This window comes from Streptomyces durbertensis (assembly GCF_014156695.1).
In the GTDB taxonomy this organism is placed as follows: Bacteria; Actinomycetota; Actinomycetes; order Streptomycetales; family Streptomycetaceae; genus Streptomyces; species Streptomyces durbertensis.
On sequence record NZ_WMLF01000153.1, the window covers coordinates 1 to 11,371 of the forward strand.

Annotated in this window: 9 protein-coding genes; 2 read left to right on the forward strand and 7 right to left on the reverse strand. The window is 73.9% G+C overall.

Going from position 1 to position 11,371, the window contains the following annotated elements:
• Window positions 1-961, forward strand: a 961-nt coding sequence (locus GL263_RS12670; protein WP_182855768.1) for an acyl-CoA desaturase, incomplete at its 5' end; no start/stop codon positions are given.
• Between the two features lie 12 nt (window positions 962-973).
• Complete coding sequence (locus GL263_RS12675) at window positions 974-1,651, forward strand: TetR/AcrR family transcriptional regulator (protein ID WP_182855769.1); 678 nt, start codon at window positions 974-976, stop codon at window positions 1,649-1,651.
• A gap of 68 nt (window positions 1,652-1,719) precedes the next feature.
• On the opposite strand, the gene pth is transcribed toward GL263_RS12675, so the two are convergent.
• From pth to GL263_RS12710, 7 genes are all read right to left on the reverse strand, one after another.
• Window positions 1,720-2,313, reverse strand: coding sequence for an aminoacyl-tRNA hydrolase (pth, locus tag GL263_RS12680; protein WP_182855770.1), 594 nt, complete (start codon window positions 2,311-2,313; stop codon window positions 1,720-1,722).
• Between the two features lie 103 nt (window positions 2,314-2,416).
• Entirely contained in the window at window positions 2,417-3,004 is a 588-nt protein-coding gene (locus GL263_RS12685) for a 50S ribosomal protein L25/general stress protein Ctc (RefSeq protein ID WP_182855771.1), read from the reverse strand.
• Between the two features lie 182 nt (window positions 3,005-3,186).
• Window positions 3,187-4,164, reverse strand: coding sequence for a ribose-phosphate diphosphokinase (locus GL263_RS12690; protein ID WP_182855772.1), 978 nt, complete (start codon window positions 4,162-4,164; stop codon window positions 3,187-3,189).
• Window positions 4,165-4,288: 124 nt separating this feature from the next.
• A complete protein-coding gene (glmU, locus tag GL263_RS12695) occupies window positions 4,289-5,770 on the reverse strand; it encodes a bifunctional UDP-N-acetylglucosamine diphosphorylase/glucosamine-1-phosphate N-acetyltransferase GlmU (RefSeq protein WP_182855773.1) in 1,482 nt (493 codons plus the stop codon).
• Window positions 5,767-6,795, reverse strand: a complete 1,029-nt coding sequence (locus GL263_RS12700; RefSeq protein WP_182855774.1) for a cellulose-binding protein — start codon at window positions 6,793-6,795, stop codon at window positions 5,767-5,769. Before GL263_RS12700 ends, glmU begins: the two co-directional genes overlap by 4 nt.
• A 313-nt stretch (window positions 6,796-7,108) precedes the next feature.
• A complete protein-coding gene (locus tag GL263_RS12705; RefSeq protein ID WP_182855775.1) occupies window positions 7,109-9,784 on the reverse strand; it encodes an SUKH-4 family immunity protein in 2,676 nt (891 codons plus the stop codon).
• 7 nt (window positions 9,785-9,791) lie between these two features.
• Window positions 9,792-10,766, reverse strand: a complete 975-nt coding sequence (locus tag GL263_RS12710; RefSeq protein ID WP_182855776.1) for an SMI1/KNR4 family protein — start codon at window positions 10,764-10,766, stop codon at window positions 9,792-9,794.
• Window positions 10,767-11,371 lie beyond the last annotated feature (605 nt).

Genomic DNA, 11,371 nt, shown 5'->3' on the forward strand with positions numbered 1-11,371 from the left:
GCTCCCCACCCCCCGCCCCGCCGACGACGGCGAAGCGCTCGGCACCCTCGCCGGCGACCAGCGGCGCACGGTGGAACAGGTCACCCTCCTGCTCTTCATCACCATCCCCTTCCTCGCCCTGCTGGCCGCCGTGCCGCTCGCCTGGGGCTGGGGCGTCAGCTGGCTCGACCTCGGCCTGATGACCGCCATGTACTTCATCGGCTGCCACGGCATCACCATCGGCTTCCACCGGTACTTCACCCACAGCTCGTTCAAGGCGAAGCGCCCGCTGCGCATCGCGCTGGCCGTCGCGGGCTCGCTGGCCGTCGAGGGCCCCGTCGTGCGCTGGGTCGCCGACCACCGACGGCACCACAAGTTCTCCGACGCCGAAGGCGACCCGCACTCCCCGTGGCGCTACGGCGAGACCGTTCCCGCGCTGATGAAGGGCCTGTGGTGGGCCCACATGGCCTGGATGTTCGACCGCGAGAAGACCCCGCAGCACAAGTACGCCCCCGACCTGATCAAGGACCCGGTCATCCGCCGGATCTCCCGCCAGTTCGTCCTGTGGACGGCCGTCTCCCTGCTCATCCCGCCGGTCATCGGCGGCCTGGTCACCTGGTCCTGGCAGGGCGCGCTGACCGCGTTCTTCTGGGGCTCCCTGGTCCGCGTCGCGCTCCTGCACCACGTGACGTGGTCGATCAACTCCATCTGCCACGCCGTCGGCAAGCGCCCCTTCAAGTCCCGCGACCGCTCCGGGAACGTGTGGTGGCTGGCCGTCCTCTCCTGCGGCGAGTCCTGGCACAACCTGCACCACGCCGACCCCACCAGCGCCCGGCACGGCGTGCAGCGCGGCCAGATCGACTCCAGCGCGCGCCTCATCCGCTGGTTCGAACGCGCCGGCTGGGCCTACGACGTGCGCTGGCCGCAGGCCAAGCGCCTGGAGGCCAAGCGGGTGCGGCCCGGCGACGCCGACCCGGCATGATGTGATGGTGCTGTGGCGAGCGAGGACAGAGGCACCCCGAGCAACGACAAGCCGAGCGGTTCCGGACGACGGGCCGCCAGACGGCGCATGACGGGCAAGGAGCGCCGCGAACAGCTCCTGGACATCGGGCGTGTCCTCTTCGCCGAACGCGGCTTCGAAGGCACGTCGGTGGAGGAGATCGCGGCGAAGGCCGGTGTCTCCAAGCCCGTCGTCTACGAGCACTTCGGAGGCAAGGAGGGGCTGTACGCGGTGGTCGTCGACCGCGAGATGCGCCAGCTCCTCGACATGGTCACCGACGGGCTCACCGCCGGGCACCCCAGGGAGCTGCTGGAACAGGCCGCGTTCGCGCTGCTCGACTACATCGAGCAGCACACCGACGGGTTCCGCATCCTCGTCCGCGACTCACCCGTCACCCAGAGCACCGGCACGTTCGCCTCGCTCATCAGCGACATCGCCACGCAGGTCGAGGACATCCTGGGCCACGAGTTCAAGGCCCGGGGCTTCGACCCGAAGCTGGCGCCCCTGTACGCGCAGGCGCTGGTGGGCATGGTGGCACTGACCGGGCAGTGGTGGCTCAACGTCCGCCGGCCGAAGAAGTCGGAGGTCGCCGCGCATCTGGTGAACCTCGCCTGGCACGGCCTGGACGGCCTGGAGCCCAAGCCCCGGCTGGTCGGCCACCGCCGCGCGTAGTCCCTCCCGGGAACCCCGTCCGGCCCCGGCCGCCCGTGTGCGCGGCCGGGGCCGGCGCACGTCGCAGGTCAGGAGTTGTACGTCGTCTGGGCGCGTTCGAGACCGTCGGTGAGCAGCGTCTCCACCGCGTCGGCGGCCCGGTCGACGAAGTAGTCCAGCTCCTTGCGCTCGGTGCTGGAGAAGTCCTTGAGGACGAAGTCCGCGACGGGCATCCGGCCGGGCGGGCGGCCCACGCCGAACCGCACCCGGAAGTAGTCCGGGCCCAGCGCCTTGGTGAGCGACTTCAGGCCGTTGTGCCCGTTGTCGCCGCCGCCGCGCTTGACCCGCAGCGCGCCGTAGGGGATGTCCAGCTCGTCGTGGACGACGACGATCCGCTCCACCGGCACCTTGTAGAAGTCGGCGAGCGAGGACACCGGCCCGCCCGAGAGGTTCATGTAAGACAGCGGCTTGGCGAGCACCACCCGCCGGCTGTCGACGCCCGGTGTGCCGACCCGGCCCTCGACGACCTGCGCCCGGGACTTGTGCGTCTTGAACGTGCCGCCCATCCGGCTCGCCAGCAGCTCGGCGACCATGAAGCCGACGTTGTGCCGGTTGCCGGCGTACTCGGGGCCGGGGTTGCCGAGCCCGGCGATGATCCAGGGACCGGTCGACGTCTCGCTCATGGCTGCGTGTTCTCCTGCGGGCCGGCGGAACCGCCCGGCGGGCCGGGCGGGGAAGAGAGACCGGGCCCGCGCACCGGTGAACGGTCCGCGGGCCCGGAGGGGATCACTCGGCGGCGGCTTCGCTCCCGGCGCCCTCGGCGGCCGGCTCCTCGGCCTGCGCGGCGAGGACCTGGACGACGACGGTGTCCGGCTCGACGTCCAGCGTCGAGCCCTTGGGCAGCCGCACGTCCTTGGCCAGGACGCTGTCACCGGCGGTCAGGCCGGCGATGGAGGCCGTCACCGACTCGGGGATGTGGGTCGCCTCGGCGACGATCGGCAGGGAGTTCAGCACGTGCTCCAGGATGAACTGGCCCGGGGCCAGGTCGCCCTCGGTGTGCACCGGCACCTCGACGTTGACCTGCTCGCCGCGCTTGACGACCAGCAGGTCGATGTGGACGAGGAAGCCGCGGATGGCCTCGCGCTGCACGGCCTTGGGGATGACAAGCTCCTCGCGGCCGTCGACGTCCAGGGTGATCAGGACGTTCGAGGTCTTGAGGGCCATCATCAGGTCGTAGCCCGGCAGGGCCACGTGGACCGGCTCGGTGCCGTGGCCGTAGATGACACCGGGCACCTTGTCCTCGCGGCGCAGACGGCGGGCGGCACCCTTGCCGAACTCGTTGCGGATGGTCGCGCTGATCTTGACGTCAGCCATGGAACACGCTCCTCGTGGTCGTCGGATCCGTTGGGCGTCACCCGGCCACGACGGACCTGCTACGAAGAGCGCGTCGATAACGGACCGCCGCACACGACAGTGCGGCCTCCCTCGCCGAGCAACGTTCGCATGCTACCCGGCGCGGAGGCCGCACCGTAAATCGATCAGTCGGGGCGTGCGCGTCAGCCCTGCTCCTCGAAGAGGCTGGTGACCGAGCCGTCCTCGAAGACCTCCCGGACCGCGCGGGCGATCGTCGGCGCCATCGACAGCACCTTGATCTTGTCGATGTCCAGCTCCTCCGGCGTGGGGAGGGTGTTGGTGAACACGAACTCGCTGACCTTGGAGTTCTTCAGCCGGTCCGGCGCGGGGTGGGAGAGGATGCCGTGCGTCGCGGTGACCAGCACGTCCTCGGCTCCGTTCGCGAACAGCGCGTCGGCGGCCGCGCAGATCGTGCCGCCGGTGTCGACCATGTCGTCGACCAGCACGCACACCCTGCCGCGCACGTCACCGACGACCTCGTGCACCGTCACCTGGTTCGCGACGTCCGGGTCGCGGCGCTTGTGCACGATCGCCAGCGGCGCGCCCAGCCGGTCGGCCCAGCGGTCGGCGACCCGCACCCGGCCGGCGTCGGGGGAGACCACCGTCAGCTTCGACCGGTCGACCCGCTTGCCGATGTAGTCGGTGAGGATGGGCAGCGCGAACAGGTGGTCCACCGGTCCGTCGAAGTAGCCCTGCACCTGGTCGGCGTGCAGGTCCACGCTCAGCAGCCGGTCGGCGCCGGCCGCCTGCAGCAGGTCCGCCATCAGCCGGGCCGAGATCGGCTCCCGGCCGCGGTGCTTCTTGTCCTGACGGGCGTAGCCGTAGAACGGGATGACCACGGAGATGCTGCGCGCCGACGCCCGCTTCAGGGCGTCGATCATGATCAGCTGCTCCATGATCCACTTGTTGATGGGGGCCGTGTGGCTCTGGATCAGGAAGCAGTCCGCGCCACGCACCGACTCCTGGAAACGGACGTAGATCTCGCCGTTGGCGAAGTCGATCGCCTTGGTGGGGACCAGGTCCACCCCCAGCTCCTCGGCCACCTCCTCCGCCAGCTTGGGGTGGGCGCGGCCGGAGAAGAGCATCAGCTTCTTCTCACTGGTCGTCTTGATCCCGGTCACTGCACCGTCTCCTTGGATTCTGCCGAGTGTGCGCCTATCACCGTACGCCCTCTCCCGGAAGGCCGGCGAAGGGGGCGGGTGCCCCCGTCAATGGCCATGCCAACGATCTGTTCCGACACCCTGGTCAGTCCCGCCCCTTGCCCCGACCGGCCTCGTCGCCGGTGTCAGGGTCCCCCTCGGCACGGGCCGCCGCCTGCGCGGCCGCGCTGCCGGGCCGCTTGCGGGCCACCCAGCCCTCGATGTTCCGCTGCTGCCCCCGGGCCACGGCCAGCGACCCCGGCGGCACGTCCTTGGTGATCACCGAGCCGGCCGCCGTGTAGGCGCCGTCCCCGATGGTGACCGGCGCCACGAACATGTTGTCCGAACCGGTCTTGCAGTGCGAGCCCACCGTGGTGTGGTGCTTGTGCTCGCCGTCGTAGTTCACGAAGACGCTGGCCGCGCCGATGTTGGTGAAGTCACCGATCGTCGCGTCCCCCACGTACGACAGGTGCGGCACCTTCGTGCCCTCGCCGATCGTCGCGTTCTTCATCTCGACGTACGTGCCCGCCTTCGCGCGCTCACCGAGCACCGTGCCCGGCCGCAGGTACGCGTACGGCCCCACCGACGCGCCGGGCCCCACCCGGGCACCCACCGCGACCGAGTCGCCCACCACCGCGCCCGGCCCCACGTGCGTGTCGGTCAGCCGCGCGTTCGGGCCGACCTCGCAGCCCTCGGACAGATGCGTCGCGCCCAGCAGCTGGGTGCCCGGGAGCACCACCGCGTCCGGCTCGACCGTCACCGCCACGTCCATCCAGGTCGTCGCCGGGTCCACCACCGTCACGCCGGCCAGCATCGCCGCCTCCAGCAGCCGGTCGTTCATCAGCCGGCGGGCCTGCGCGAGCTGCACCCGGTTGTTGATGCCGGCGATCTCCCGGTGGTCGCCCGCCACCGCCGCGCCCACCCGGTGCCCGGCCTCCCGCAGGATGCCCAGCACGTCGGTCAGGTACTCCTCGCCCTGGCTGTTGTCCGTGCGCACCTTGCCCAGCGACTCGACCAGCAGCTCCGCGTCGAACGCGAACACCCCGGAGTTGATCTCCCGGATCGCCAGCTGCGCGCCGTCCGCGTCCTTGTGCTCCACGATCGCGGTCACGCTGCCGTCCGCCGCCCGCACGATCCGGCCGTAGCCCGTCGCGTCCGGCACCTCGGCCGACAGCACGGTCACCGCGTTGCCGTCGGCGGCGTGCGTGTCGGCCAGCGCGCGCAGCGTGGTGCCCGTCAGCAGTGGCGTGTCACCGCAGGTCACCACCACCGTGCCCCGCAGCTCCACGCCGTCGGCGGCCAGCGCCTCCAGACCCATGCGCACCGCGTGGCCCGTGCCGTTCTGCTCCTCCTGCACCGCCGTGCGCACCCCGGCGTCCAGCCCAGCGAGATGGCCCGCGACCTGCTCCCTGGCGTGTCCGACCACCACCACCAGGTGCTCCGGATCGAGTTCACGGGACGCGGAGACGACATGACCCACGAGCGACAGCCCGCAGATCTCGTGCAGAACCTTCGGGGTGGCCGACTTCATGCGGGTGCCCTCACCCGCTGCGAGAACGACGACGGCTGCCGGGCGGATGGCGCTCACGGGTGTGCCCTTCGGCTTCGGGTGGATGTCACCCGCAGGATACCGGCCGACGACCCGCGGCCGTCCTCCGGCGTGACCCCGTCGCGCTTGCCGTCCGAGGCGCCCGGCGGCGCGTTCCGGCCGGTCAGCGCCTCCAGCACCGCCCGCGTACGGGCCAGGTCTCGCTCCACCTCGCGCCGCGGGGAGCGCTCGTGCCCCCGGTCACGCTCGGCCGCGCGGCTGACGTCCGCCGCCCGCGTCGACGCCCGGGTCAGCAACTCGGCGGCCTGCGCCTCCGCCTCCGCCAACCGCCGGCCGGCCGCCCGGCGGGCCAGCGCCAGCGTCCGTTCGGCCTCCGCCAACAGCGCCGTGCCGCGCGCCTCCAGCCGCGCCAGCCCCTCAAGCGCCGCCGCCTCGTCGACGACCAGCCGAGCCTCCAGCCGGCGCTCGGCGACCCGCTGCCGCAGCGCCTGCCCGGCCAGCAGTCGGGCGCACTCGCGACGCGCCCGCGCCAACCGCGCCGCCGCCGCCTCCTCGACGCGGGCCGCGTCCGCCCGCGCCCGGGCCAGCACCCGGGCCGCCTCCTCCCGCGCGGCGGCGAGCGCCGCCTCCGCCGCGGCGTCCGCCGCGCCGCGGACCTCCGCCGACGCCCGGTCGGCGTCCTCCCGCAGCCGCGCGCCGGCGGCTCTGGCGTCCCCGCGCAGCGTCCGCGCGTCCGCCGCGGCCCGCCCGCACAACTCGTCCGCCTCCTCCACGGCCAGCCGCACCACCAACCGCGCCCGGGCGCCCAGCGGCTCGAACGAGGGCCCCCTCAGCGCCGCCACCGCCCGGCGCAGCCGCCGCGCCTCCTCGGCCAGCTGCCGGACCAGCAGCACAAGCCTGGACTCCTGCACCTCCAGCCGCTCCCGCTCGGCGAGCAGCGCCGCCGTGCGCTCGTCCACCTGCGCCGGGCGGTAGCCGCGCCCCCGGACGGTGGCGAAGCCGAACGGCGAGGGGGAGCCGTGCCGCGCGCCGCGGGCGGCCCGGGGCGACGGCAGCCGGAACACCGGGGAACGCGACCACCGGCCCGGGGAACCGGAGGTCGGGACGTCGGACGGGGACGGCGGAGCCGTCAGAAGCGCCGAGAACAAACGTGCACCCCTTGTGTGGACACCTTCGCCGCACCGCGCACCCCTGGGCCCGCCGGGCGGAGCCGCCCGGGGCGTCGCCGGGCCCGCGGGCCCGACACGACGTCACCCGGACGACACCGCCCGGGGCGAAACGCCCATAGCGTGACAGTACGGCCGTACCGGTGTCCCAGGATGAGGCATCACCCCCGGCTCGACACAGCCGCCACCACCGGGGAACCCCACCTCGTCCTCAGAGAAGGCCGTCCCACATCTGTTCGAGGAGTACCGACCACCACGTCTCCGGCGAACCCAGCGCCGCCGGATCCAACGCGGCCAACTGCTGCTGGAAGTCCACCGTCCAGCGACCCGCCTGATCCGGCGTCAGGCCGTACCGCAGCGGCCACATCCGGCCCAGCATCGCCAGGCAGCGGGCGAACTCCGGCAGCCCGGTGTTCACAAAACGCGGCGTCACCGACTGGCCGTCGGGCCCGGCTTCGAGCGGCACCGCCACGATGTGCGCCGTGCCGTACTGCACACACAGCTGCCGCCCGTAGTCGTTGCCCATCACCAGGTACGACGAGGCGTCCGGAGCCGGCTGCACCCCGCGCTCCTGCGCCAGCTCCGCCAACGTCGGCACCGGTCGGCCCGGCTGCGCCTGCGCCCAGAAGAACGGACTCACGTCCAGCGGCAGACCGGCCCACATCAGCGTCTGCGCCACCACGTCCGGCACACCCTGACGGGACACCGCCCGCTGGTCGAAGCGGTACACGCCCTGCGGACCGAACGACTGCGCCAACTCGTGGCCGACGCCGTCCAACGGAATCGGCTGCGCCGGCTGCACCGGCATCAACGCCGCCCGCTCCGGCGCCGGCCGCGCGGGAGCGTCCGCCACCTGGTGCAGCTCACCCTGGTGCTCGATCAGGTTCCGCATGCCCTGCTGCCGGGAGGCGTGGTCACTGCCGTACGGCGTCGTGTGGCTGATCCGCACCTGCGGCCAGGTCTCCTTGACCATGCGCGCGCAGTAGCCGCCCGGCAGCTCGCAGCACTCCAACTCCGTGTGCAGCTCCAGCACCTGGTCCGGCGGGACGTTCATCCCGCGCAGCTCGTGCATGATCTGCCACTCCGGGTGCGGCAGGCCGGGCGCCGAGCGGCGGATCAGCTTCTGCTCCGCGCCGTCCGCGCCCCGGTACGTCAGCACCGCCATGTAGCCGGGACCCACCATCGGCTGGCCGGACGGCGGCGGATAGCCGTACCCCTGCTGCGGGCCGGCGGCGCCCGGTCCGCCGTGCGGCGGCTGCCCGGGGCCGTGCGGGACGCCGGCGTGCGGGACGCCGGGGGCGTGCGGCGCGGCCGGCGGGGCCTGCGGCGGGCCGGGCGGCCCGGCTGGCCCGGCTGGCCCGGCTGGCCCGGCGAGCATGGTGGCCGCGTGGTGGACACCGCCCGACGGGCCGCCCGACAAGCCGCCCGGCGGCGTCGCGGGCTGCCCGGGCGCGCCCGGTGGGGTCGGAGGGTTGGGGCCACCGGCCGCGTGGGGACCGCTCACCGCGTTCGGGCCGGCGAGCATCGTCGCCGCGTGGTGCACTCCGCCGGCGGAACCGCCGGACACCGGCGGCGCCGACTCCGGAGGACGCACCCCGGCGCCCTGGCTCGCCACGTCGTCCGCCGACACCAACTGCGTGGGCTGGTACGCCGCCTGACCCGACGGCGCGCCCGCGCGCGACCGGTCGGCGTCCGGGCTGACACGCGCCCCCGGGGTGCCGGGCGCGCCGGGCGGCGGCGGCACCGACTGCCCCGCCCCCCGCGCCGGACGGGCCGCCGGCGGGTTCGCCGGCGGCGCCGGGCGCGGCGCCCGGCTGGTGTCGGCGTCCGCGATGTCCGCCGCACCGGCCGGCCGGCCGGCGGGCGGAGCGGGCGGCGGGCCCGGCACGGACGGGGAGTTCAACGCGTTCGGGTCGGCGAGCATCGTCGCCGCGTGGTGCACCCCACCGCCGGTGCCGCCGCCCGGGCCGCCGGTGCCCGGCGTGTCACCCTCCTGGCGGGAGCCGGGTGGGAACGCCGCCGACTCGTCCAGCGCCGGGGAGAGCTGTGTCCTCGGCAGCGCGCTGCCCTCCGGCAGCAGCGCGGTCGCCGCCTCCGGGCTCACCCGGGGCGGCGGCGTGGCCTGTTCGTCCTCGTCGCTGCCGCTCAGCGGCGGTGCGAAGACCGTCGCCGGCGGTGCCACCGACGGGCCGGAACCCGAGCTCGACGTGTCCGCCCACGAGACGGAACCCGTCGAGCCGCCGGAGCGCGGCGCGTCCGCCGGCGCGTGCGCCGGGGGAGCGGGGGGCGCGGCGGGCGCCGGGGCCTGCGCCGGCGGCGCCGGCGGCGCCGGAGGTACAGGCGGCGGCGTCGGCGCGGCCGAGCCGGCAGCCGCGACACGCGCCCCCGAAGTACCCGCGCCCGCCCCACCGAAAGGGGAACCGGCGGCGTCGGAGGCGCCCCCGGAGACACCGGCGACGCCGGAAGCACCACCGGAGGTGCCGTCGGAGGTGGGACGCGCGGCGCGGTGGTCCGGCACGCCCATCCGGTCGGCCGCCTCCTGCAACCACTCCGGCGGCGTCAACAGGAAGGACGTCGCCTCGAGATCCACCCGCTGCGGCGCCGCCGGCTCCGGCACCGCCTGCGCCGACGCGGCATAGTGCTCCTGGAACCGGCGGATCACCTCGCCCACCGGCAACGCCGGCCACAGCGTCGACTCGCCGCTGTCCCGGGCGATGACCAGCCGGACCCCACCGCCGTCCGACCGCGCACCGCCCTCGCGGTCCTCCGCCCACGCCACGAAGCCCAGATCGAACTCCCTGACCCGGACCTCCCGTTGCTGGTACGCCGGCACCCCGGCGTTCACCCAGCGTTCCGCACGCTCCTGCGCCTGCGCGAACGTCACCATCAGCCGGTCACCCCTCCACCGGGACGGCCCGCGCGAAGCCACCGTCCACCATCAGGTTGGCCACGGTCTCCAACTCCGGCGGATTCCCCGCCAGCCGCAGCAGAAACGCGTCAAAATCGGCACCGCACGGCAGCAGCAGCTCCGCCATGCGCTCGGGCATGCCCAGGCCGTCCCGGTCCCGGGCGTCGTCGTAGGCGCAGAACCACACCGAACCCTGGCCCTCGCCGCGCACCTTCACCGCGAGTAGGCCGCCGTGCACGAACGCCACACAGAGGAAGTCCTTCGTGAGGTGGTCGCGCAGACACTTGTTGACGTACACGAGGTCGTTCAGGGCCGGCTCGTCGCGCACCGAGAAGAACGGCTGGTCCACCAGCAGCCCCAACTCGGCGTCCAGCGCCACCCCCACCGGCGCGCAACCACCCGCCGCCTTCAGGAACGTGCGGTACGCGCCCGGCAGCCGGTAGCCCAGCGCCTCCTCGGCGTGCACCACCTGCTCCTCGGGCACCGCCACCGCGTGCGGCACCTCAAAATGCGCCGGGCGGGTCTCCCGCAGCGGGCGGGTCCCCCGCTTCGAGTGGTCCACCGCCGCCGTCGCCAGGCCGCCGTGGTGCCGCAGCAGTCCCTTGACCTCCACCGGCACCAGCTCCATCCGCCGGCCACCGGGCACGTGATGCCACGTCCAGCCGTGCGGCGTCGCCACCGGCGGCAGATCCGCCCACAGCTCGTGGCCCGAGGCGTGCAGCGCCGCGTTCGCCGACACGTAGTCCGTCAGCCGGAGCTCGTCCACGCCAAAACCCTCGGGCGGCTCCGCCACCTCCGCCGCCGCCCGCGCGTACGGCGTGAACACCGGGAAACCGGCCGCGTCCACAGCGACCCCACGCGGGTGACGCGCTGCCCGGACCGGATCCGGGAAGCGCACGACCTGCCCGGCGTAGGCCCTGTTCGGCGGCGCGGCATCCTGCCCGAGCCGACCTGTCGTCATGGCGGTACTCCCTGGTGAATGCGGCTGACGCAGACAGCCTAAGGCGTCCCCCGTACCCGGCGGCCAGCCCCGCTCGCGCCGAACACGGGGCCAGACCGAAGCCCGCACAGGCGGCCGGCCGCGGGAAGACGCCGCGACGGCTCGGCGACACGAGCGGAACAGGCCCCGACTACCGCAACGCGGCCGACATTTGGCAAAGTCATACCCCGCCCGCAGAAGGGACCCAGAACGGAACAGACCACCAGGAGTCACCAAAGCGCAACACCCGCCACACCGGTTGCGTACTACACCACAGACCGACCCCAGCGGCACACCACCGACCACCACACAGCGACAACCACACACCGACAACAACACAGCGCACGTCCAACCCCCACCCGCGCGCCCCGCGGCGGCGCGCGAGACCGGCGGGCGACCGGCGCCACGGCAGCACCGGAGGAACCACACATGCACGTCGCTCAGCACACCGGGGACCCCCGGATCGGCTGGGGAAGCAACCACGGGCTCAGCCACGACACCGCGCCCATCCTCCGCCACCGCCGCGACGGCATACTCCCCACCACCGCCGCCGCGCTCTCCGCCCGCGGCACCACCCTCACCTGCAC